Genomic DNA, 22,778 nt, shown 5'->3' on the forward strand with positions numbered 1-22,778 from the left:
TTATATACTTAAGGAGAAACAGCATGCCATCGAAAAAAGGAATCTATCTTTTTACTCTAATTGGCTTACTCCTTGGATTCGCCCTTGATGGATTAATTCGCAATGAAACTACTAAGCTATTTGATTACGCTTTAATTGGTCTTTTAGCCCTTTTATATGGATTGGCTTATAATGGAAAAAATTGCTTTCGCTTAGTTGCAAGCAGTTTCATTATCGCTCTATTCCTGTCTTTACCCCTGCTTCCTATAGAAGCTCGTTATACGTCCTTACCTCTTGAGCATTGGATCACATTTCTGAGTGCCTTCCCGTTATTTGTCTATGTGGGTCATTCATTTCACTACGCATTCCATCATGATAATACCTGGCGTATCAGTTATAACAGCTTATTTGCTGCAGTATGGAATACTATTCTTCTGCTTTTCGTTGCTTCTTTGTTTTCAGCTTTAGCCAATATACTTATCTTGTTAGGTGCTTTTATTTTCAAAACTGTAGGTAACGATTATTTATGGAACTTATACTCCAATAATTTCCATTTTCAATTGATTTCCCATGTTACTTTATTTTTTATAGGATTAGGGGTCGGCCAGCAAAACATCAAAATTATCTATAGCTTGCGCTTTTTACTGTTAAGAATGATGTACTATTTATTGCCTTTCTTAGCGTTGATTAGTATCGTGTATTTTATTCTTTATCTAAGCCATTTTTTAAGTGGCGGCGAAGAATATGTCAATCCCCTGCTTATTTTAATCCCATTAACGGTATTGGGAATTATATTTTTTAACGCATACTTTCAAGATGGAAGTGTAGAATCAGGAGCTCCATCCTGGCTGAAGTTATTATTACGTATTTATCGAGTGATTTTATTCTTTTTAGCTTTAATGATGACTTATAAAATTTTCCAATCGTATTCTGTGGACGTTAATGTCGTCATTTGTATCATCACGGGGATTTTATACAGCCTGACTTATGCAATTACGGCCTGGCTGCCTGAAAATCTGGAGCAAAAATGGGTGCGGATAGGTAACATTAGTTCTGCATTATATTTTATAATTATTCTTTTTTTATTCAATCTTCCTTATATGCCAATAATATTTCGGCTGGGAGCTCAATAATATAGCGTTATCCACTAAGTTCTAGACAAGGCGCAAATATAGTGAGATGAAGAAGTGTACTCAGCGAGCTTACAACGATGTATAGAGCTTAGTAGGTGGCGCTATAAGTCAGGAACAAAGGATTCATATTTTTTATTCTATATCTGGAGTAGGCCTGAGATTACCAAATCGTGTATTTTCCTCAACCACCTGATTGACAAACGTATTTCCATAACCAATCCAGCATCCCTTTTTAATGGTCGTTCCTGGACCAATAGCGGTCGACATACCTATAAAAACATTATCTTCAATAATTACAGGAGCCAGAAAAAGCAAGCTACCAACATCAGAGTGACAACTAATTGACACTCCACTCCCAAGAGTGACATTTTTTCCTATGGTGATTAATGGGCAATCAACAAAATCTATATCAAAAGAATTTACAATTTGAAAGGAAACATTGGCACCCAATGCACGCCAATAAAAAAACTTAATCACATTGAATGTTTGCAATAAAGGAGTTAAACCCACCACTTTAGCAGAACGCGCAAGAGCAAAATGACAAAACCAGGCAACAGTCATTTGATTCATTTCACGTTTATACCGACCTGGTTTTAAGCGGGGCAAACACAGTCTAATTGCTGCAATAATCAGGATAAAAGAAGCAAATAAAACAAAGGGGGCTGCCAGAAGAACTAGCCAGGTACCTGCATAACCATGATAAATAAATAAGCCTGTTAGGCTAAAAGCAGCAACACTAGGCATCAAACTAAATAAAATGGATACCAGGTCAATAATAAGAAGCATAGAGGGAGTTAATTCAGTTTTTTCCGGAGTTTTTTTTGGCTTAGTTTTATTCTTCTCAGTCATAACATAATGTTCCTTTTTTTATAATAGTTTGGCAAAGGCGAAATCATAACAAATTATCAAAAGTGATACAGAGGCATCGAAATTCATTTTTCCGTAATTACTTGCTGAGAAATAAGTTTTGGTTTGGTCTGCGCATGGCTATCTGCTAATAATTCATCTTTTGGCAATTGGAATAAAACTATGGGCAGCACTTCTTTAGTACTCACACCATGGGCATAAGGTTCATTAATTTGTTTTAAACGTTCATGCATCTTTACTAATATGGAATCAGATATTTGGGTAGTATCGTCCGTAACAAAAACAATCCTATTCCCCAAACTATTACGGGCAAAATACCAGTGCGGCGCTACATCAAAAGAAATATCACACAACATTTCCTGCAGTTCTTGACCAGAAACAGAACAATTTTCCAATTTAAGCATTTGCGTCTTATAACAAAATTCAAGTCTTGGTGCTTTATTTAAAAAGCCGATACATTTCACTACATCTTTTAATTGATAACGAACAAAGCCCATAGCTGTAGTTAAAAAAACCTCATAATTTTTGCCTTGCTCTAACTCCCAGGATTGTAAAAGGTTTTCTTTTCTAATGGGCCTACCTTCTTCAATAAACTCAGCAATATGTGCACCAGGATGCAAAAACCCCCCGCTCTGATTGTCAATTGGAACAGTAAGCCATCCTTCTGTAGCCGAAAAAGTGCCATCAACCATCTCAATCCCAGGTCCTAACAATTTTTGTAATTGACGTGCAGGATATTCACAAAGGCTTGAAATCCAACACCCAACTACAGTCAATGATGGCCAAAATTCTTTGAACGATCCTGGTTCTTGCTGGGCCAACTGACGTAAATAACGCTGACGTTTCTTCGTCACTTGAAGTGGTGGCAAAAATTCAGGAACGGTTTTTTCACCTAATAAATAGGGTAAAAAATGTTTAAAATTGTGAAGGCAACGCTCAAAAAGAATCTCGATAACCATGGGAGTGACTGCAAATATGGCGCTAAGATCTGAGGCTAAGGCATACAAAGCGGACCATTGAGTATAGACTTCAGTAGTGTCGAATATTTGATCGGGCATCGCATAAAAACGTTTAATAAAAGAAGGTAAATTACTATAATTAAAATTGCTAATCCAACCTGAAGGTATGCCGGCTGGTGACGTTTTATGAGAATCTACCGCGGCCAAATACAGTATTTTTTCTTGAAACAACCCGGGGTAGTTCTGAGCCAGAGTATAAATATAAGGAGGCATAGTACGCTGAAACTGTGCTTGAAAAGATTCAGTAATCGGAAAAAATTTTCGAACACCTGCTGTTCCTGAAGTTTCTGACCAAAAAATCAACTTTTCCCCATTAAAGGGCTGAATAAGACTATATTGTGCAGCCAAAAGATCTTTTTCATAATCTTCATAAGTTGTAATTGGAAAATCATTCAGACTTAAAGGGTGAAGAGTTTGTAATAAAGGAGACCAATAAGCTGATTTCTTTAATAAAGGTACAATCTCTTGATGCCACAGCCTTTCACGGGAACGTTCGGGGTATTTGGTATCTTCAATAAAAGCCTGATATTTTTTTCGGGTAATTAGTGCGATTAATCTTCTCTTCCAATTCATTCCCATTGCTAGCCAAAATGAATACGATACGAAATGATAACCTCAAAAACTAAAGTTGGCGAGGTGCTTAACCTAGAAAAAGCAGTTGAGGCCACTACACAAGCTACAGGCGCCAAATCACCATAGTGGTGACTACTACTTTTTCTGGGTTTAATCAGGTATTTTAATGGGAACCATAGAGAACATTTTACGGTGCTCATAAAACAGTACTAAATGCTCCGCCATAGACTCTTGCAACTTAGGTTCAATGTTTACCCGCCCGTTTAATTTATCAAGAATGAATTGAATTGCCAAATTAAGCCAGTCCAAGCCTGGTAATTCTGTATCCATTAATTCCTGATTATGATGCCAAAAATGAACACAACAACTTGCTGCAAAAATCCAGCAATAGTGCTCGGCCAACCGAAAAGCGGTCAGACTGCGCGGGTCAAATTGTTTTTGCTCTTGCAACGCGATAACTTGTCGATCCAAACGCTTTAGCTCACTGCGAATCGCTTTGATTAATGGACTAATTTTTTTCGATTTTAGCACAGATAAACCAGCCAAAATATCGTCTTCGGCAAAAGTGAAAAGACCTAAGCGATTCAGAGAAAGCTCTGGACAAATACAATCGAGATTAAAAATATGCTCCATTTTTTGTAACTGATTTGGGGAACAACTTCCTCTCATTCCAGCTTGGGGTACTAAACTACCTGCAATCACCGATAAATTGACCTGGCTGCTTCCATCAAATAAACCCACCACCGGAATATCACGTCTGATTTTCTGCAGCATGGCCCATTCTGTTGTACGTAAATAGCCACGTGCACCCATTATGATGCTGCATTCCTCGACGATTCCTTCAGTTATTTTGGGAATGAGGAATTTAATAATGGCAGACCAAAAAGATAATTTTTCAGGGATCACCGAAGCGGCACGAGTCACTGTTAAAGCGGTGCAATCCGCTATGAGTAACTGAGCAAACAGCTCCCCCAAGCGCTGTTTTACCACGGGAATTTCATAAGCCCTCTTTCCATACAATTGCCTGTGTAAACTAAAAGAAAGCGTTAATCGCAAGGCAGTATCTGCAGCACCAACAGAAAAAGAAGCACACAAAGTTCGTGAAACCTGTAACGTTTTATAAGTAATTTCCAAGCCCCGTTTTTCACCCCCAATCAATGCATCGTGGGGCAGTAAAACCTTGTCCAAAGAAAAACCACTAATATCTAACCCCCTAACCCCAAGTGTAGGAAGTTTGGGCGTTGGCATAAAACCCGATTGAATTGCCGATTTATCCAGAAAAAAAATAGAAAAACCTAACGGGCCTCCTCGAGCGTGAGTACGGCAAAGAAGAGTCACACTTTGCCCCTGAGTAGCAAAATTAATGCACCATTTTCTCCCGAATAGCTTCCACCCATTCGTACAAGGTTGAGCTACTACTTCATTCGCCATGATATCAGAACCATGCTCTTCTTCGGTTAAAGCACATGCCGTGATATCACCTCGACGTAAAGATTCTGCCAAATCTTTTTTCTGACGTTCATTTCCTGCTATCCAAAGGGGTAAGGCCCCCAAAAAGGATAAGCCTAAGGCAATACCAGTGGTTAAATCACGTCGACATAGTGATTTTGCTAAAAAAAATGCGACATCGAGTGAAACAAACCGCCCGCCAAGATGTTGAGGGATGAGGTACTCCATAAACCCCCACTGCTGAATGAATCCAATTAGCGGCCAGGCAAGTTCCTCTTGCTCATCATAGTGCAAGATTTCTTGAAAATTGACTGGGCTATCCTGTTTGGCAGGATTCCCTAAATAAGTTTCGAATAAATGAATTAATTGCAGCAAATCATGGTAAAAAGACATAATAATCCTTCTACTTGAGGAGAACGTATTTCATACAATAGAATGCCGTGCAACCGCCAGATCATCCATTTTGCGGTATAAATACTCCAAATATTGGGTCAATCTTCCTCGTATTTGTTGAGGAGCAATAATTTCATCGATTAAACCAGACATATAAGCATCCGCTAAAGAAGGATCAAGATTCTGCGCATCAGTTACCTGATGTTTCGTCTCAATAGATACTTGTCCATCCGTACTTTGAACTTTTTTCGTAGTCTCTTTGCCCATCACTCCAAGGGTTGCAGTCTCTAAAGCCAAAACCAAATCCCCTTGTTGCGATGCAGTTTGCATCATCAGAAACGCTGCAGCTCCATAACATTTACGAACAATCACGCTCATCCTGGGTACACGAGTTTGCATCGCAGCACATAACCTCGCTCCATGCTGTAATAATCCTTTTTGCTCTTCGCGTTTTCCAGGCATAAATCCAGGAACATCAATTAAAGTAAGTACTGGAATACGATATGCGTCACATATTCGAATAAATTTAGCTGCTTTTTGTGCTGCATCTGAATCAATGGCTCCACTAAAACGAATGCTCTGATTTGCAACAATACCCACTGCATACCCATGAATATGGACAAAAGCACAAATCATAGCCTGGCCATAGGCGCTTTTGTATTGCCATACTTCAGAGTTATCCACAATTGCTTGAATCAATTCGAGCATATTAAATGGCACTCTGGGATCAGACGGTATATTGGGCAAGGGATGCGAAGGCTCCTGAACGGAATGTACAGGAGGACATTCTTCACTATGTGAGGGAAAAAAATTAAGCATGGTTTTAACATGATTGATTTGCGCATTGATACTGTCATCGACAAAATCAGCAATGCCTGTAGTACTCGCATGCATCGCGGTACCGCCCAATTCACTCATACTGACTTTTTCACCGATTGCTTGGTGCACTACCATAGGGCTGGTTACCATCAGATAACTACGATGCTTGTTAAAAAAAAGCAAATCCATCAATACCGCAGAATAAGCAGGCGCTCCAAGAGTTGGGGCAACAAGCACTGCAAATTGTGGAACCATACCTGACAAGTTGATGTTACGGGCAATAATTTGCGTGTATTCATCACCGCTTAATAAGTTTTCCTCCAAAGAAATACCAGGAGACGCTAAAAATGCGATGATAGGAATTTGTAACTCTTTGGCTCTATCCATGAGGCGTAGAATTTTTTTTGCGCCTTGGCTGGTAATGTATCCTCGGTTCACTGAATTATTATGGGCGTATACGGCTACTGGCCTTTGATTTACTTTAGCTAAACCCGTAATTACTTCAGCCCCAAATTGCACATGAGACTGATTATTCATGGCATAATCTGTAAGTAATGGAAGAAAACTGTGTTCATCAATAAGATTTTCTATCCATTTCATCGTGGTTTTATCAACAGACGATGAGGACATATTTGCACTCAACTTTAATTAAAATTTATATAAAATATACACTTCGTCACTATCAGGGTCAATTTTCCTAAAAAATCAGCTATAATTTAGGCTCATTGAATTCATAGTGTACTCGAAAATAAAAGCAAACGAAAAAACAATTTAAAGGTAATGTATGGAAATTTTGCATCCCCACATCCGTTTTGATATTACAGCTGCAACTCGCGTTCTTCCAGATTCTCCCCCTGTTACGAATCTGGAAATTTTACAAAACTTCCCACGAACATCAGGTCACTCTTTATCTTTTTTAGAAAAATTTGCTGAAAAAATCGGTGAAGAATTTGGTTTTTATTCCCGCTATTGGTGCCATAAGCCTTGGGAATCTTTAGATAACTCCAGGGAATTGACTGCTGAATCATTAGCTTCTGAAGCAGTACAAAAACTGTTTGCAGGTTATGACTCAAAAAAAATACATGCTCTTTTATTAGGATCAACTACCAATAAACGATTTACGGGTTCACAAGCAGCAGCCGTTCTTGGAAATTTAGGAATAGATGCCCCTGCTTATGATTTAAAAACTGGCTGCTCGACTTCCTTATCTACACTTCATCTTGCCTATGCCTTAATGGCTTTAGGTTACACTAATGTGGTAGTCAGTTGTGCCGAAACTTTGTCCAAAGTAATTGATCCTGAAAATGAAAAAACATGGATAGGATTAGCCGATGGTGCAGCAGCTTTGCTCATGGAAAAAAAGGAAACCGGTGCATTCGCTGTTGAAAAAACTTTTTTTTCTACTGAGGGAAAATACGTTGAAGCCTTTACCACTCAAGGTGTTTTTCCACCTACCAAAGAGCAAATCGACACCATAGGCTATCATTTGATTGGCAATGAATCACTGATGAAAGAACTGGCCTATGCTAAGTACAAGCAAATACTGGATCATTTATTACCAACAGAAGAAGACCGAAAAAACATCACATGGATTATTCCTCATCAAGTGAATCGTAAATTAATTACTCAACTTCTTCAAGAGTATCAAATGAGTCACAAGACAATTATTTGGGATTCAGATACGATTGGAAATATTGGCGGCGCTTCTGTTCTTTATTCTTTAGCAAGAGCAGTAGAAGAAAAAATTTTTGATAGGCCTGGAAAGATACTCATGATGAGTGTAGGCGGCGGTCTCTCTTATGCGGGACAAGTTCTGCAATTCCATAGGGATGCTTAATGAATAAAGAGATTTTCAACTGCGTATCCCTAATTGACGCTGTTCACTATAGAGCCCTACATACACCAGACAAAGTAAGTTGCACGTTTATTAATAGAAATCTAGAAGAAAAAATAAATTATGCTGAATTGGATGAACAGGCAAGAGCCATTGCAGCGCAATTACAGGTGCAAGGAGCAAAACCTGGGGATAGAATCTTATTATTATTTTCTCCCGGGCTTCCCTTAATCCAAGCTTTTTTTGGCTGCCTTTATGCAGGTTGCATTGCTGTACCTATTTATCCACCCGCACAAGCCAAATTATTAGATAAAGCACATCGCATCATCCATAATGCAAAACCTGTATTCGTCATTATGACTGCTGATCATCTCGCTAAATTTGCTATCCTGGATCACAAAGGAAAGCCGTATTTAGATAAAGTTCCATGCTTAGCCATAGACAGAATGGAACGGCAAATAAGTGCTTTTTGGCAGCCGCCCTCTATTCGCGAACATCACATTGCTTTTCTACAGTACACCTCAGGATCCACAATGCATCCAAAAGGAGTCATTATCACGCATAGCAATTTACTGGATAACATCCAAAAGATATGCACTGCGTTTGAATTAAATGAAGAAACCATATCCTTCAGTTGGCTCCCGCCCCATCATGATATGGGATTAATAGGCTATATTTTGACTCCTATTTATGCGGGCATACCTGCCTATTTGATGTCTCCTTTTTCTTTTTTACAAAATCCCCTTTCCTGGTTACAAAACATTAGCAAATACCGGGCAACCATAAGCGGCAGCCCCAATTTTGCTTACGATTATTGTGTAAAACGGATTAAAGAAGAAAAAAAACAAGGTTTGGATCTAAGCTGCTGGCGAATTGCATCGAATGGGGCAGAACCCATTAGAAAAGAAACATTAGAGCATTTCTATCAAGCGTTTAAAAATTATGGTTTTCGTAAAAAAGCCTTTTATCCTTGTTATGGTTTGGCTGAGGCTACTTTATTAGTGACAGGAACTATTCCAGACACTACCTACCGAACGCTCTCCTTGGTTAAAGAAGAGTATCAGGCTCATCGTGTCCATTTTGCTCAGGAGGAAAACGCACAGAGTCACAATTTAGTCAGTTGCGGCAAATTTATTCAAACAGTAAAAATTGTGGATCCAGAAACACGTATGCTTTGTGATAATGAACAGATTGGTGAAATTTGGGTACATAGTGCCAGTGTAGCACAGGGCTACTGGCAACAAGATGAAGAAACATGCCATGCATTTCATGGTAAAATTGCTAATGATCCAAGCAATCAATTGTATTTAAGAACCGGCGATTTGGGGTTTGTGCATGAAGAGGAACTCTATGTGACTGGCCGCATTAAAGATTTGATTATTCTCTATGGAAAAAACCATTATCCGCAAGACATAGAATATTCTATTCTCCATGCCCAAATCCATAAATCTCTAGGTAAATGCGCTGCTTTTGTCATGCAAACAGATCATGAATATGAACTCACTGTCATGTGTGAGGTAAAAAACCGTTTTATGTCGCCTGAAGAACAAGATTCTTTATTCAATACTATTTTTGAACTGATTTATCAGACCCATCAACTCGAAATTCATCATATTATTTTTGTCCCCCTTAAAGCCATGCCGCATACAACCAGCGGCAAAATTCGTCGAAATTTCTGCCGGAAACATGTATTGGATAATACACTTCCTATAATCGCTTCCTGGCGGTTGAATAAGGTTGAGGGTTAAGAACATGCAATTTCTAGCTCAAGATTCGCCAAATAAAACTGCATTAAGCGTGGCAAATCAGCTTTTGAGTTTTGCTGAATTAGAAACAGCAGTCCACAAGATGTCGTTACAATTAAAAAAACTGCCCAAAGGTATATTGGTTTTATATGCAACCGCACAGCCTCTATTTGTCATTCAATTATTAGCTGCTTTACACATCGGGAAACCTGTCGCTCTTTTTGCCCATCAAGAATCAGAACAGTATAAACGGGCCATTTTAAGTACAAGTATGACCGTTGATGCTCGAGGTGAGCTCCTGGAAATTCAAGAAAATAAACAGATAAAACCTCATCCTGAACTCGCTTTGGTGCTCTTTACTTCAGGAAGCACAGGCCAAATGAAGGCAGTGCAACTTTCTCTAAAAAATATCATTGCAAATTGTCAGGCGGTTATTAAGGCGCTTGCGTTTTCTAGAATTACCGATCAATTATTATTTTTACCTTTATCGTACTCTTTTGGCCTGCTTGGGCAATTGCTCCCCGGGTTAATCGCTGGGATAAAAACACAACTCATCACGCAATTTACTGACATTAAAACACTGTTTGAAACGCATACTATTCCGCAAATGTGGAGCGGGGTTCCCTCTCATTGGGTCGCGATTCATAAAATGGCAACACTTTTTCCAGAAGCTGCCGCAAAAATAAAAGCGATTGTCTCTGCTGGAGCTCCTTTGAGCATTATATTGCGTGACAGCTTAATGCATACTTTTCCCAAAGCAATAATTTATAATAATTACGGTTTAACTGAAGCCTCCCCGCGTGTCCTGACTTATTCAAGCAAAGATCCATTATTCCTAGAAGATTTTGCCGGTTATCCAATTGGGGATTGGCAAATCCGTTTATCAGAGGACAATGAGTTACTCATTAAAGGCAGCCAACTCATGCTAGGCTATCTGGGCGAGAAAAAACAAAGCCGAATGCAAGATGGTTGGTTTTTTACTGGAGACTTGGCAGAACAATTACCTTCAGGTTTGGTGGCAATTAAAGGACGTTTGGATCATATCGTCAATATTGGTGGTGAAAAGGTCAATTTAATTGATATAGAGCATAAAATTTGCCAAATTAAAGGAATTAAAGAAGTGATTGTCATCCCTGTGCCTGATGAGTTGTATGGTATCCGTTTACTTGCATGCCTGGAGCGAGATAATTTCAGTACTACCACCACAGAACAAATACTTTGTGACCAGTTAAAACACCATTTTTTACCTAGAAAACTTCCAATTACAGTGCAATTATTGGATAAATTGCCACGTAACCAACATGGAAAACTTGATAGAAAAACACTGCTTTTAAGCCAAAAGGAAAAAAACCATGCTCACTGAACGAATTCGCAATACATTAACAAAAATTGGACTTGCCTATCCTCATCAAGATACATCCGCTTCATTGGAGCAAGGAGGTCTAGACAGCTTAATGTTAGCTTTACTCATCATCGAGTTAGAGCGGGAATTCAAAATTAAGATCCCTGTTATGCCTTTAGTAAAAGAACATTATGAATCAATAAACAGTATTGAAAAACACTTAATTGAGCTGGGGGCACAATGAATATTTTGATTACTGGCGGCTCATCGGATATCGCTCAAGCCATAGTCAAGCGACGACTGCAATTAGGTGATACAATCACTATTACCAGTTCCAGCAAGGAGAGTCTAAACAAAACATTGGAGCATTATAAACACCACGAAATGCAGGTTCATGGTTTGGTATATCATTTTTCCAATCCGGAAGCCAGCAAGGAAGAATTGCAAAACCTACTGCAGGAACCTTTAGATGGTGTCATTCTCAACGCGTTTACACGGGTGAGTCAACTACGAAAATTACACGCATTATCCTATCCTGCATTACGTACTTACATCGACGATAATTTGCATGGCAATATCTGGTTAATTCATCACTTATTACCTGCTTTATTAGCCAATAAATTTGGACGATTGATTCTGATTTCCAGCCTTTCTGCAATTACAGGAACCAGTCGGTATGGGGCTTATTGCGCAACCAAAGCGGCGCTTGAAGGATTATTTTTAAATCTTGCAGTAGATTATAGTGCCAATAATATTTTATCCAATATTGTGCGTGTTGGTTTAGTTAAAACATCAAGAACCGAGCAATTCTGGAAAAAATCTGCTTATCAAGAAAAAATGGCACAAATTATTCCTCAAGGCATGATGGGAGAGGCGGCACAAATCGCAGAGGCGATGGATCCCTTATTATCCAAAACCTCATTTATGACAGGCTCTGTCATTACTGTAAGCGGCGGTTTACCGCTCATGCGTTCTGAAGGAATATTATCATCATGAATTTGTTGCGTGCTGAAAAAAACATATACCTCAAAGGTCCTTTTACCGCATTGCCTGAGAGGATTGTGAGTAATCAAGAAGTGCTTAATTGGATGAATAGTACACAAAGTCCAACTCTGGTAAGCTTCTCGACAGGGATTAGAAACAGACGCTGGGTCAATGAAGATCAGGCATGCAGTGATTTGGCTGTATTGGCGGCAGAAAAGCTGTTTGCCGCAAAACCGGCAGAAAAAAATAAAATCAATCAAATTATTTTAGCAACGATATCAGGAGACTATCTTGCACCGCCAACCAGTCCCCTAGTACAGCACCGACTTGGATTACAGAACACAGGGGCTTTTGATATTGGAGCAGCCTGTGCCGGTTTTGTAGTTGGTTTGCATACAAGTGCAGCCATCACACAAGCAAGTATGGGTGCCATCTTATTAATTGCCAGCGAGATCCGCTCCAAATTTTTAAATAAAAATAATTTTGCCACCAGTGTTCTCTTTGGTGATGGAGCAGCTGCATGTGTTGTGTCTACCAATAAAGAAAATGCAGAATTTCGTTTTATTGCCTCCGCTTTATTTGCTGACGGCGAAGTCAGCGATACGGTATCTACCCCTGCAGGAGGTTCACGCCTACCTGCAGCACATTGCCAAGACCCTGAACTGTTTTACATCACGATTAAAGAAAATACCGCCCTATTTGTCAAAGCAGTGCATGGTATGGTTGATGGGGCAGAAGAATTCCTCAAAGCATTAAATCTTACTACTGCGGATATCCAATGGTTGGTCCCGCATCAAGGAAATAAAAATTTAGTTTTATCTGTTGCAAAACAATTAGGTTTTCCTGAAGAACGTATTGTTAAAACCGTGGAAGAAACGGGTAATACTTCCGGATCAAGTGTGGGTATCGCTCTGGATTTTCTTCGTGAACATACACCTATCAAAGCAAAAGATAAAGTGTTATTAGTTGCTGCAGGTGGAGGCGGTATTGCCGCTTGTGCGCTTTTGGAAGTCATTTAATGTATTGTAGCCTGGGTGCAGCGAAGCGAAACCCGGGTTTGAAATGACCAATTTTCCCGGGTTCCGCTTCGCTGCACCCAGGCTACAATCCCAAACGATAGTTTGTTTTTTATTAAAAACTTAATTTAGAACTAAACCAAAACTCGGCTAACGGTGTTCCTTTATAATGCGCCAAATGAAAATTAAAAAATTCTTTCGCTGCGTTTTTTTTATTGCTTTGTAATAAACAAAGCAAATAAGTCTGTGCAATGATTTCTGACTGTGCATCACTGCCACCAATTTCAGTGTACCTGGAAATACAAGGAGCCATTAAATCGCAGGCTACTTGAAAATCATTATTAACAAAAGCATGAATCCCTTTGCTCAAAGGTAAGATAACTGAAAACCACAGCGATTGATTATATCCCTTCACTAAGGTTTGAGCATAAGTTTCAATTGCTGCCAGGGATTTCTGAACTTCGTTCTCTTGACCTAAGCGGGTGAGACAATATACATAATGGACTGTGTTAAAACCGGTATAATGCATCAAAGGGTTTTTATCAAGATAACTTGCAAGAACATTAAATTGCTCTAATTGCGGCAGCCCAGCCATGTCGAGACGCCATAATAATGAGATGGCATCTATTTGTTCAGTAATGATTTGGGGGCAGGTACCAAAAATAACAGGATATAAGTCCATTACCTTATCAACTTGTCGTAATGCAAGGTAAAATAAAGCCAAATGCCAACTGTTATGTCCACGAAGAAGTGTTGAGATCTGCTCCCAGCTCTCCCGGAACGTTTCTAAAGCTGCTATTCCTTTTGCACTATTCGTTGTGTTGAGATAGATATGAGCTAGAGTATGATGCGCCCAAGGTGTAAGTGGTTCGATGAGCAAGGCCTGTTCTGCCAAACGTTGCGCATCTGATATATGTCCTGCCAATTCCGCTGCAAAAGAATGCATGGCTAAAAAGTGGGATTCATCCTGATTATGTGCTGCTATTCGTTCGCAAAATTTCAAATAATGATGGCCGTGGTAAGCTTGTCCCGAACAATAAAATAACCATTCAGCAAACTTTGCTGCTAAAGTATCGCGCGGATATAAAGCCGTTAAAGCCTCTAAAATAGTTAAAGCACTTTCATACTCCAAATTCATCCATGCTTTAACCGCCTGATAAGTCAGTTTTTCTCTTAAATTAACTGAATACAATAATTTTTCAGCGTGCATTAAATGTTCTTTTGCTAAAACAGTGTCTGGATCAGTCTGGGCATAAAGATAAAATGCAGCAGTATAAACTTGGAGGAGTAAATTATCAGGATTAGTTTTGACTGCATCTAAAATAAAATAAGGCTCCTTGCCTGCGGCTAAGACTTGTTGATGAAAGTGATTGATGCTTTCTATAACCTGCAATGACTGAGTCGTTACTGATAAGCCACGATTTGTTTCCATTTTTTTCCTGATGGAGATTCACTTTCTTCTTTTATTATATATCTCTTTAAGAGAAATAGAATTAAACAAAATAACTCAAAAAAATAAGAACAACGATATGATTCAATTGCATCAAGCAGAGTCATCGAATAATCTAATGACTCAAATAAAAAAGGGACAAAAATATGAAGAGTCAAAAAGAATTATTCGAATTTTTATGCGAATTAATTGATGTACAAATTAAAAAATATGCTTCATTAGCAAAATTTGGTGTTGGTCCAGATGCACGTCTTAATGCAAAACTTGTTTTCGGGGAAGTGAATGAATTATTGACGTTTGCTGAGCAACTAATAGAAGACTTAGAAAATCCAAAACAGGGTAGCGCGGCTCAAGAACATTTTACTTCTCTTTTTAGTCAAACAAAATTTTATATTGAACAAGAATATGTAAGAGCTTATGCAGGATGGTTGCTTTCTGAAAATAACATCCACTCGGAAGTTAAAGAACGGGTAGAAGAACAATTAAAGCAACTCACGCAAATAGGACAATCAGCACAAATTGACAGTTCTATACCTTCCAAACCACTAACTGAGGTACAAGAACAATGTGAATATGACAGCATCGCCATTGCTTTTCGTATTTTAGATTTAGCTAAAAACGTCAAAGAGAATCCAGAAATAGAACTCCCTAGTAACATACCGCTACACGCGCGTAACATATTAAAACAAAATGCTATAACTCGCTATCGCGTAGAAGAGTTTGCGAAACCAATCGAGGAGCTCCATAAAAAATATAATGAATTTTTAGGCCAGTCGAAACTCAAAAAGAGTAATGATGTGTTATCAAAAGAAGACGCTCAATCCCATCAAAAAACGCATAAAGAAAAATGGGAAAATTTATTTAATCGTTATAAGAGCATTGAACCTTCTTCACAATTGTTCTCTCCCGATCATGAATGGTATAAGGTTGCCCTTCCTGAAAAAAAGAAGTCTGAGATGGGCTATTCCTCACGAAACCTTATGCTATTTGGCGGAATCGCTATAACTGGCGTTGTAGCAATTTATATGCTTATGTCTTATTTCATGCAATTAGATGATGAGAACTCTTTAAGTTCTGTCTTGAAATTCTAATTAGGGTTGTAGCCTGGGTGAAGGCGTAGCCGTAACCCAGGTTCAGGATTTATTTATGAGAAAAGATGTCAAATCCATATGAACAAAAAAAACAGTTACGCCTGGGTAAACGCAAACAAATCTTTATAAGTATGAAAATTCATCGCATCCTCTTCAGTCACTGTTAAATTATATTCTTCACTAAGAATAGCCAGTAACTCAACGATTTTTAAAGAATCTAAATGCAAGTCTTCGATTAGCGCCGTATCATTATGAATTTCTTCTGCTTTCGTACCTGATAATTTGGATATAATATTTTTTAATTCTGTCTCAGTAATTTTCATAAACAACACCTCTTAATGATCTTTTGAGGCCAGATAATACCATGAAGCGAGGGAACCTAAGCCTAAAATAAGTAAGATTATAGCTAAAGAGAGTTGGCCATACCATTCACCTAGAGCAATAATCCCGCTTGACAAGGCAGCGCTTAAGTCTTGCATGCATGCATATAGTGCCCCTACTGTTCCCGCCATATGAGGAAATGGATGAAAAGCCCCCGCAAATGCATTGATAAAAGTAAACCCCATCCCCATGCTAAATAATGATACAGGAATCATGATGGAGAGCACATTCTTCAATCCTATGAGGGACAAAAATAGCATGGTAAAACCGCCTATTATCATAAAAACAATTCCAATAAATACCATGTAGGAAACACCTTTTCTCATCACCATTTGGCTATTAATTATTCCGCTCACACAAATTGCACCAGCAATAAAAATGGTCAATTGACCAAACTCTATAGGACTAAGACCTAATGTATCCTGAAAAAGAAAAGGAGCAATCGCGAGGTAGCCAATTATACCCGCGGAAGCAAGACAGGCGCATAATGCATAGCCTAAAAATACTTTAGATTTTAATAAGGTTAAATAATTATCGCGCATAACTCTGAATTGAGTTGCATGAGGGTTAAGATTTTTATTTGTTTCAGGTAGAGTGCATAACGCCAAGATCCATATAACGATACCAAATACGAGCAAAAATAAAAAATTGATACGCCATCCAAAATGTTCCTGGATATATCCCCCTAAAACTGGAGATGCCACCATAATAAAAACACTCACAATCCCTACATAAGAACCTATTTTAGATAAAATTCTGTCAGTAAAAAGATCGCGAACTAGAGAGCGGCCTACAGAGCCACAACATCCAATGCCAAATCCCTGAATAAAACGGCCAATAATCAAGACTAAAACAGATGGAGCAAGAAAACAGCATAAGCTGCCTAAGATACTTAGGCCGACACCAAATATAAGAGGCGGTTTACGACCAATTTTATCCGATAAAGGACCATAAAATACATGGGAAATACTCAAACCCAGCATAAAAAGAGATAAGGTTAATTGAATGGATGCTTCATTACTGTGAAACTCTTTAGTAATGGCAGGTAATGAAGGAACATACTGATCAGTAGTCATCTGCATCAAGATCATGAGCATTAAAATAACAAAAATCAGCAAAGGTTGTAACGAAATCTGTTGAACATCATTTTCTTTGTGCATCAAAAAACCCTTTTCAACTTCTGGATTAATGCCCTACTCTAAACTAAGTCCATGGTGCAATCACACCATGCTTAGTCCCAAAATAATCAAACAACAAATAAAACCAATAAACCACGTAATTGATCTTAAGGAAGCCATATCCATTAAATAAAAATAGCTATAAATAACTCGAGAAACGATAAAAATAATCGCCAAAATTTGAATGGTTATTCCGATGTGATGAGTGGCTATTGCAGTTAATACAGCAGTCGCAAATACAATCAACGATTCGAAACTGTTTTGATGCGCTGCAACTGCTCGCGCGCCCATTCCTTGTAATCTTGCCTGTTGCGCTCGTGGATAATGATTATCATATTTCCCTTCTTTTTGCATAAAATTAGCAACAACAAGCTTGAGAAAATAAGGGAACAATATCGCAATGAACAAACAAATAATTAAAGTGGTCATAGGCAATTTTTCCTGCTAGTAATGGCTCACATCTTCTATAAAAAATCATCATAGCCTGGGACAACAATGCACAACCCGGGTTACAAAAAAATTTAAATGAGCTCCTGTTTACAGCCCCTAAGGGTAGATTATTACTTCTAATTACTAAAAACGAAACCATAATAGCGAGAATATTCACCCAGCACAATGACTCATATCTCCCCTATTCAATAAGGAAAATAGTACTTTCTACCAATTAATTTCTTCTGCTATGATGAATTTATCGAGTTGTTATCATTTAAAGGATTGTATTATGGTGCAAGATGAGTCAAAAAAAAAATCGAAAGGGCATATCGTCTTATCCTCACATCCATCTGGGCATACCGCTGCACCGCTAAAAATAAAATGGGGGGCAGAAAACCCTAAAGAGCGCGGCCCGGTAATTGCCTCACTTACGAATATAAAAAATCGTAATGCCGTCGGCACACACTCTGGCTCATACTCAGTTTATCGAGCACTGGCGGTTGCTGCCGGAGTGTTGGATTCCGAGCATGTACCGGACCTTACTGATACTACGCCCCCTGTAGACATTGGCCCACATCCCCAATGGAACGATACCCAGAAAATCATCTCCCTCGATCCGTGGGGGCATCTTGTTGCCAGTGTATTCTCGGAAGAAATTCAAGCAGGATATGATATTCGCCCTACAATAGCAGTTACCAAAGCACATATTAATATTCCTGAGTTGCATACAGCCATCCAAAAAGGCCGCCTCAAACCTGATGGAAAAATATTAAAAGAGTCAGGTGATGTCGCGGTCACTAAAGTCGCTGTGGAACCGGTTTGGTATTTGCCTGGAATTGCCGAACGTTTTGGAATTTCAGAATCACTTTTACGTCGTACCTTATTTGAGCAAACAGCCGGGATGTTCCCCGAATTGGTAACACGTTCTGATTTCGATGTTTTTTTACCACCTATAGGTGGATTAACCGCCTATTTTTTTGGTGATGTAACCACCATCCACGATCCCAAAATTGAGCTTACCTGTCGTATTCATGATGAGTGCAATGGTTCTGATGTATTTGGCTCCGATATTTGTACCTGTCGGCCCTATTTGGTACATGGGATTGAATTATCTATTGAATCTGCCCAGAAAGGTGGCGCTGGTTTGATTGTTTATAATCGAAAAGAAGGAAGAGCTTTGGGCGAAGTGACCAAATTTTTAGTCTATAACGCTCGCAAAAGGCAGAAAGGTGGAGATACTGCTGCTAAGTACTTTGAAAGAACAGAGTGTGTCGCAGGAGTCCAAGACATGCGCTTCCAAGAACTCATGTCGGATATTTTACATTGGCTTGGCATTACCAAGATTCATCGTTTTGTTTCCATGTCCAATATGAAATATGATGCGTTACTCAAATCAGGAATTCATGTTGTAGAACGGGTAACCATTCCCGATGAACTCATTCCTCTTGATGCACAAGTAGAAATGAATGCCAAACGTGCAGCAGGCTATTATTCACCTGATCGAATCGTTGATATTAATGAATTAGCGAAAACCAAAGGACGTGATCTTAATGAGTAATGAACAAGAAATTGCCCGAGTATTAACCACATTAAGGGAGCCTCGTACTATACGCGTACGCTCCCAAGCTATTTTAGAGCGAGTCAAACAGGGCCAATCAGCATACTTTTCCATAGACCCAGAGAAAATGACCTCTACAGCTTCATTTGTCATCGAAGTTATTCAGGATAATTATCCAAATCTTGATATTCCATACCACAGTCGTTGGCGTCATTTTGAAGCAGGGAACATTAATCGAATAAAAAAAATGCAGGAACAATTAGGGACCTTATCTGCAGATGAATGGGGTAAAATTCTTTACGAACTGGTTATCATTAGTGTATTCCTAGATGCAGGCGCTGGCCAATACTGGCGTTATAAAGAGTCTGAATCAGGAATCGAATATTCGCGCTCCGAAGGTCTTGCCCTAGCAAGCCTATCTCTTTATCAAAAAGGAATGTTTAGTGCGCATCCATCTCAACCGTTGCGAGTGGACGCGGAGCGTTTATTGGCTTTTAATGAAGCCGATCTACGTGATGGTTTTCAAGTCACTGCTAAAAATCCTTTAGAGGGTCTTTCCGGACGAGTTGCATTGCTGAATCGACTCGGTGCGTTAATACAACAGGACGAACATCATTTTGGAAAAGAAAGCCGCTTAGGTAACTTTTATACTTACATGAGTTCTTTAGCAGCAAATAACCTACTTACTGCATCGCAGATTTTTCATGAAGTGCTCGATGCATTTACTGAAATATGGCCAACAAGACTGCTCTTTCATGGAATCCCGCTTGGGGATGTGTGGCGATATAACGCATTAAAATCAAATGAATCTGGGTCGGAATACATCCCATTTCATAAATTATCTCAATGGTTAACTTATTCTTTGATTGAACCCTTGGAACAAGCAGGAATTACAGTGACTCATCTGGAAGAACTTACTGGTTTGCCAGAATATCGAAATGGCGGTTTACTCATCGATTGTGGGTTGCTGCAAATTAAAAATAAGAAAATTCTGGAAGAAGCACTCCCGCCAGATGCAGAAGCGATTGTAGAATGGCGTGCGCTAACCGTTACACTATTGGATGAATTAGCCGCGTTAATCAGAAAAAAACTGCAAAAAAGTGCCAAAGAACTTCCTTTGGCTAAAATTTTGCAAGGAGGCACCTGGGAAGCAGGGCGACGAATTGCCAAACAAAAACGCTCCCAAGGTATTCCACCTATTCAGATTATTAGTGATGGCACCGTCTTTTAATTTAAAGCATATGTAAGCCTGGGTAAAGGCGCGCAAACCATAACCCGGGTTTTCTAATCATGATTTCCCGGGCTTCGCTTTACCCAGGCTACATTTTTCACATAAGACCGCGTTTTTGGAGTTAAAATGAATAATCAACACGTTGTTGTAGTGCAACATCCATTAATTCAGCATAAGCTAACCATTATGCGTCAAAAAGATACCAGCACCGTTAAATTTCGCACATTAATGCATGAAATCAGTATGCTGCTTGCTTATGAAATCACTCGTGATTTGGAAATGGAATATGAAGAAATCGAAACACCTTTAGCCATCATGCAATCACCGGTTTTAAAAGGTAAAAAAATGGTTTTTGTTTCAATTTTGCGCGCGGGGAATGGTTTAGTCGATGGCATGTTACAACTTGTACCTACAGCACGAATTGGCCATATTGGCTTGTACCGTGATCCTAAAACCTTAGAAGCTGTTGAGTACTATATTAAGCTTCCAGAACATACTCGAGATCGTGATGTCATTGTAGTTGATCCCATGTTGGCGACTGGAAATTCAGCAATCGCTGCGGTCAAGGAAATTAAGGCAATCGAGCCTAAATCCATCAAATTTCTCTGCCTGCTTGCCTCTCCAGAAGGAATAGCAGCATTTCATGAAGAGCATCCAGAGGTCCCTATTTTTACGGCAGCCATAGACCAGCAGCTCAATGAAAAAGGCTATATTATCCCAGGATTAGGTGATGCAGGAGACAGACTTTATGGCACAAAACTGGAGTATTAGTCACTAAATAACAAGGAAATATACATAGGACATCCTCAGTACAAAAGCAAATTTTGTTGAAATATTGGATTCGCAGTGTTAATATTGAACATTGTGCTCGGTATTATATAAAGGATGTTTTAATGTCATCAAATGAATCTGCAGCAATACTTTCACCTCTGGCAGTAAATAAAAAGTATTCATGGGCAAAACATGATACCGTTTGGATGTTAAGTCTTTACGGTACTGCTGTAGGTGCTGGCACCCTTTTTCTTCCAATAGATGCCGGACTTAATGGGATTTGGCCCTTAATCATCATGGCTGTACTTGCCTTTCCCATGACATACTTTTCGCATAGAGCACTATGCCGTTTTGTTTTATCAGGTTCTTCTACTCAGAATGACATTACCGATGTGGTTGAAGAACATTTTGGTACTTTTGCAGGAAGGATACTGACTGGTTTATATTTTTTTGCAATTTACCCCATCTTATTAATGTATAGCGTAGCAATTACGAATACTACTGAAAGCTTTCTTGTGAATCAGCTAGGTATGTCCGCCCCCCCAAGGGCGCTTTTATCCATAATCCTTATCCTTGCGCTCATGGCTATAGTCCGCTTTGGACAGGAAATTATTGTCAAGTCCATGTCTTTATTGGTCTATCCTTTTGCAACTATATTATTGTTTTTATCTGTTTATTTAATTCCCAACTGGAATAATGCCATCTTACAACAAACCAACTCATTGCATGCTAATGGAGGACATGGACTGTTAATGACTGTATGGTTAGTCATTCCAGTCATGGTATTTTCTTTTAATCATTCACCAATTATTTCTTCTTTTGCTGTCAATCAAAAACAGCAATATGGAATTGATGCAGATAGTAATAGTACAGCGATCATGCGTTACAGTCATTTGCTCATGGTCTTTTCAGTGATGTTCTTTGTATTCAGTTGTGTTTTGAGCCTTTCACCTCAAGACCTTTTACAAGCGAAACAACAAAACATTTCTATCCTGTCTTATTTAGCAAATCATTTTAAAACACCTCTGATTGCTTGTATCGCTCCTATTATTGCCTTTATTGCGATTTCCAAATCCTTTTTAGGGCATTATTTAGGTGCTAAAGAAGGTTTAAGCAGCATTATTGTAAACCTGTTAAAACCAACAGGAAAAACGATAAGTCAATGCAAACTGCAACGCGTCATTGAAATTTTTATGGTTCTCACGTGTTGGATTGTAGCCACTATAAACCCCAACATCTTAAAAATGATAGAAACCCTGGGTGGGCCTGTTATTGCTATCTTATTATTTATTATGCCTATGTATGCAATTGCCAAAGTTCCGGCAATGAAAAAATATAAAACAGATCGTGTCAGTAATGTATTCACAACAATCATGGGTATTATCGCTATCTCAGCAATATTGTATGGCTTGCTGTAAAATGGATCGCAGCCTTCACATTGAACTCTACTCCGACGTCCCGCGGCTTGTCCGCGGGATCCAGAAGATCTGCGCTAAAACACTAGCCCCCGCGGACAAGTTGCGGGGCGTAGGC

20 protein-coding genes are annotated in these 22,778 nt (G+C 39.0%); 12 read left to right on the top strand and 8 right to left on the bottom strand.

The features are described 5' to 3' along the window. The first annotated feature begins 23 nt into the window (after window positions 1-23). Window positions 24-1,112: a hypothetical protein gene (locus A8O27_RS05410; RefSeq protein WP_058460059.1), complete on the top strand. Its 1,089-nt coding sequence runs from the start codon at window positions 24-26 to the stop codon at window positions 1,110-1,112. A gap of 132 nt (window positions 1,113-1,244) precedes the next feature. On the opposite strand, the gene A8O27_RS05415 is transcribed toward A8O27_RS05410, so the two are convergent. The 4 genes from A8O27_RS05415 to A8O27_RS05430 all read right to left on the bottom strand — a co-directional run bounded on the left by A8O27_RS05415 (window position 1,245) and on the right by A8O27_RS05430 (window position 6,862). Then, complete coding sequence (locus A8O27_RS05415) at window positions 1,245-1,961, bottom strand: DapH/DapD/GlmU-related protein (protein ID WP_058460058.1); 717 nt, start codon at window positions 1,959-1,961, stop codon at window positions 1,245-1,247. Between the two features lie 83 nt (window positions 1,962-2,044). Beyond that, the gene (locus A8O27_RS05420) at window positions 2,045-3,571 is read right to left on the bottom strand and encodes a GH3 family acyl-acid amido synthetase (protein ID WP_058460545.1); all 1,527 of its coding nucleotides are present in this window, start codon (window positions 3,569-3,571) and stop codon (window positions 2,045-2,047) included. A 150-nt stretch (window positions 3,572-3,721) separates the two neighbouring features. Then, window positions 3,722-5,413 (bottom strand): acyl-CoA dehydrogenase family protein, encoded by a 1,692-nt coding sequence (locus A8O27_RS05425; protein WP_058460057.1) that lies wholly within the window; start codon window positions 5,411-5,413, stop codon window positions 3,722-3,724. A gap of 30 nt (window positions 5,414-5,443) precedes the next feature. Next, window positions 5,444-6,862, bottom strand: a complete 1,419-nt coding sequence (locus A8O27_RS05430; protein WP_058460056.1) for an acyl-CoA carboxylase subunit beta — start codon at window positions 6,860-6,862, stop codon at window positions 5,444-5,446. 154 nt (window positions 6,863-7,016) lie between these two features. Between A8O27_RS05430 and A8O27_RS05435 the strand changes: the two genes are divergently transcribed. From A8O27_RS05435 to A8O27_RS05460, 6 genes are read left to right on the top strand one after another with little or no spacing between them, the layout of a single operon-like run. Continuing rightward, window positions 7,017-8,069 (top strand): 3-oxoacyl-ACP synthase III family protein, encoded by a 1,053-nt coding sequence (locus A8O27_RS05435; RefSeq protein ID WP_058460055.1) that lies wholly within the window; start codon window positions 7,017-7,019, stop codon window positions 8,067-8,069. Continuing rightward, entirely contained in the window at window positions 8,069-9,814 is a 1,746-nt protein-coding gene (locus tag A8O27_RS05440; protein ID WP_058460054.1) for a fatty acyl-AMP ligase, read from the top strand. Before A8O27_RS05435 ends, A8O27_RS05440 begins: the two co-directional genes overlap by 1 nt. Before the next feature lie 4 nt (window positions 9,815-9,818). Next, the gene (locus A8O27_RS05445; protein ID WP_058460053.1) at window positions 9,819-11,174 is read left to right on the top strand and encodes a class I adenylate-forming enzyme family protein; all 1,356 of its coding nucleotides are present in this window, start codon (window positions 9,819-9,821) and stop codon (window positions 11,172-11,174) included. Beyond that, entirely contained in the window at window positions 11,164-11,397 is a 234-nt protein-coding gene (locus A8O27_RS05450; protein ID WP_058460052.1) for an acyl carrier protein, read from the top strand. Before A8O27_RS05445 ends, A8O27_RS05450 begins: the two co-directional genes overlap by 11 nt. Then, a complete protein-coding gene (locus A8O27_RS05455; protein WP_058460051.1) occupies window positions 11,394-12,149 on the top strand; it encodes an SDR family NAD(P)-dependent oxidoreductase in 756 nt (251 codons plus the stop codon). Before A8O27_RS05450 ends, A8O27_RS05455 begins: the two co-directional genes overlap by 4 nt. Further along, window positions 12,146-13,156 (top strand): 3-oxoacyl-ACP synthase III family protein, encoded by a 1,011-nt coding sequence (locus A8O27_RS05460; protein WP_058460050.1) that lies wholly within the window; start codon window positions 12,146-12,148, stop codon window positions 13,154-13,156. The genes A8O27_RS05455 and A8O27_RS05460 overlap by 4 nt, the downstream gene beginning before the upstream one ends. Before the next feature lie 112 nt (window positions 13,157-13,268). Here A8O27_RS05460 and A8O27_RS05465 read toward each other — a convergent pair whose 3' ends face one another. After that, a complete protein-coding gene (locus A8O27_RS05465; RefSeq protein WP_058460049.1) occupies window positions 13,269-14,585 on the bottom strand; it encodes a tetratricopeptide repeat protein in 1,317 nt (438 codons plus the stop codon). A gap of 164 nt (window positions 14,586-14,749) precedes the next feature. Here A8O27_RS05465 and A8O27_RS05470 point away from each other — a divergent pair, with 164 nt between their 5' ends. Next, complete coding sequence (locus A8O27_RS05470; protein ID WP_058460048.1) at window positions 14,750-15,694, top strand: hypothetical protein; 945 nt, start codon at window positions 14,750-14,752, stop codon at window positions 15,692-15,694. A 95-nt stretch (window positions 15,695-15,789) separates the two neighbouring features. Here A8O27_RS05470 and A8O27_RS05475 read toward each other — a convergent pair whose 3' ends face one another. The 3 genes from A8O27_RS05475 to A8O27_RS05485 are packed head-to-tail and all read right to left on the bottom strand — an operon-like array spanning window position 15,790 to window position 17,682. Next, window positions 15,790-16,017, bottom strand: a complete 228-nt coding sequence (locus tag A8O27_RS05475; RefSeq protein ID WP_058460047.1) for an acyl carrier protein — start codon at window positions 16,015-16,017, stop codon at window positions 15,790-15,792. 12 nt (window positions 16,018-16,029) lie between these two features. Then, window positions 16,030-17,235: a multidrug effflux MFS transporter gene (locus A8O27_RS05480; protein ID WP_058460046.1), complete on the bottom strand. Its 1,206-nt coding sequence runs from the start codon at window positions 17,233-17,235 to the stop codon at window positions 16,030-16,032. A 60-nt stretch (window positions 17,236-17,295) separates the two neighbouring features. Beyond that, window positions 17,296-17,682 (bottom strand): MAPEG family protein, encoded by a 387-nt coding sequence (locus A8O27_RS05485; protein WP_058460045.1) that lies wholly within the window; start codon window positions 17,680-17,682, stop codon window positions 17,296-17,298. Window positions 17,683-17,974: 292 nt separating this feature from the next. Between A8O27_RS05485 and A8O27_RS05490 the strand changes: the two genes are divergently transcribed. The 4 genes from A8O27_RS05490 (at window position 17,975) to A8O27_RS05505 (ending at window position 22,663) form a co-directional block, all read left to right on the top strand. Further along, the gene (locus tag A8O27_RS05490; protein ID WP_058460044.1) at window positions 17,975-19,243 is read left to right on the top strand and encodes a GTP cyclohydrolase II; all 1,269 of its coding nucleotides are present in this window, start codon (window positions 17,975-17,977) and stop codon (window positions 19,241-19,243) included. Next, window positions 19,236-20,474: a URC4/urg3 family protein gene (locus tag A8O27_RS05495; RefSeq protein ID WP_058460043.1), complete on the top strand. Its 1,239-nt coding sequence runs from the start codon at window positions 19,236-19,238 to the stop codon at window positions 20,472-20,474. Before A8O27_RS05490 ends, A8O27_RS05495 begins: the two co-directional genes overlap by 8 nt. Before the next feature lie 126 nt (window positions 20,475-20,600). Further along, the gene (gene upp, locus A8O27_RS05500; protein ID WP_058460042.1) at window positions 20,601-21,245 is read left to right on the top strand and encodes a uracil phosphoribosyltransferase; all 645 of its coding nucleotides are present in this window, start codon (window positions 20,601-20,603) and stop codon (window positions 21,243-21,245) included. A 122-nt stretch (window positions 21,246-21,367) separates the two neighbouring features. Beyond that, on the top strand, window positions 21,368-22,663 hold the full coding sequence (locus A8O27_RS05505; RefSeq protein ID WP_058460041.1) for a serine/threonine transporter: 1,296 nt from the start codon (window positions 21,368-21,370) through the stop codon (window positions 22,661-22,663). The last annotated feature ends 115 nt before the right edge of the window (window positions 22,664-22,778 follow it).

It is taken from the genome of Legionella bozemanae, assembly GCF_001648595.1.
Lineage (GTDB): Bacteria > Pseudomonadota > Gammaproteobacteria > Legionellales > Legionellaceae > Legionella > Legionella bozemanae.

Excerpts from the sequence above, each read along its gene's own strand:
- A8O27_RS05410 (WP_058460059.1), top strand. The coding sequence starts at position 24 with ATGCCATCGAAAAAAGGAATCTATCTTTTTACTCTAATTGGCTTACTC.
- A8O27_RS05495 (WP_058460043.1), top strand. The coding sequence starts at position 19,236 with ATGAGTAATGAACAAGAAATTGCCCGAGTATTAACCACATTAAGGGAG.
- A8O27_RS05485 (WP_058460045.1), bottom strand. The coding sequence starts at position 17,682 with ATGACCACTTTAATTATTTGTTTGTTCATTGCGATATTGTTCCCTTAT.
- A8O27_RS05445 (WP_058460053.1), top strand. The coding sequence starts at position 9,819 with ATGCAATTTCTAGCTCAAGATTCGCCAAATAAAACTGCATTAAGCGTG.
- A8O27_RS05415 (WP_058460058.1), bottom strand. The coding sequence starts at position 1,961 with ATGACTGAGAAGAATAAAACTAAGCCAAAAAAAACTCCGGAAAAAACT.
- A8O27_RS05420 (WP_058460545.1), bottom strand. The coding sequence starts at position 3,571 with ATGAATTGGAAGAGAAGATTAATCGCACTAATTACCCGAAAAAAATAT.
- A8O27_RS05480 (WP_058460046.1), bottom strand. The coding sequence starts at position 17,235 with ATGCACAAAGAAAATGATGTTCAACAGATTTCGTTACAACCTTTGCTG.
- A8O27_RS05460 (WP_058460050.1), top strand. The coding sequence starts at position 12,146 with ATGAATTTGTTGCGTGCTGAAAAAAACATATACCTCAAAGGTCCTTTT.
- A8O27_RS05470 (WP_058460048.1), top strand. The coding sequence starts at position 14,750 with ATGAAGAGTCAAAAAGAATTATTCGAATTTTTATGCGAATTAATTGAT.
- A8O27_RS05490 (WP_058460044.1), top strand. The coding sequence starts at position 17,975 with ATGGTGCAAGATGAGTCAAAAAAAAAATCGAAAGGGCATATCGTCTTA.
- A8O27_RS05475 (WP_058460047.1), bottom strand. The coding sequence starts at position 16,017 with ATGAAAATTACTGAGACAGAATTAAAAAATATTATATCCAAATTATCA.
- upp (WP_058460042.1), top strand. The coding sequence starts at position 20,601 with ATGAATAATCAACACGTTGTTGTAGTGCAACATCCATTAATTCAGCAT.
- A8O27_RS05430 (WP_058460056.1), bottom strand. The coding sequence starts at position 6,862 with ATGTCCTCATCGTCTGTTGATAAAACCACGATGAAATGGATAGAAAAT.
- A8O27_RS05505 (WP_058460041.1), top strand. The coding sequence starts at position 21,368 with ATGTCATCAAATGAATCTGCAGCAATACTTTCACCTCTGGCAGTAAAT.
- A8O27_RS05455 (WP_058460051.1), top strand. The coding sequence starts at position 11,394 with ATGAATATTTTGATTACTGGCGGCTCATCGGATATCGCTCAAGCCATA.
- A8O27_RS05465 (WP_058460049.1), bottom strand. The coding sequence starts at position 14,585 with ATGGAAACAAATCGTGGCTTATCAGTAACGACTCAGTCATTGCAGGTT.
- A8O27_RS05450 (WP_058460052.1), top strand. The coding sequence starts at position 11,164 with ATGCTCACTGAACGAATTCGCAATACATTAACAAAAATTGGACTTGCC.
- A8O27_RS05425 (WP_058460057.1), bottom strand. The coding sequence starts at position 5,413 with ATGTCTTTTTACCATGATTTGCTGCAATTAATTCATTTATTCGAAACT.
- A8O27_RS05435 (WP_058460055.1), top strand. The coding sequence starts at position 7,017 with ATGGAAATTTTGCATCCCCACATCCGTTTTGATATTACAGCTGCAACT.
- A8O27_RS05440 (WP_058460054.1), top strand. The coding sequence starts at position 8,069 with ATGAATAAAGAGATTTTCAACTGCGTATCCCTAATTGACGCTGTTCAC.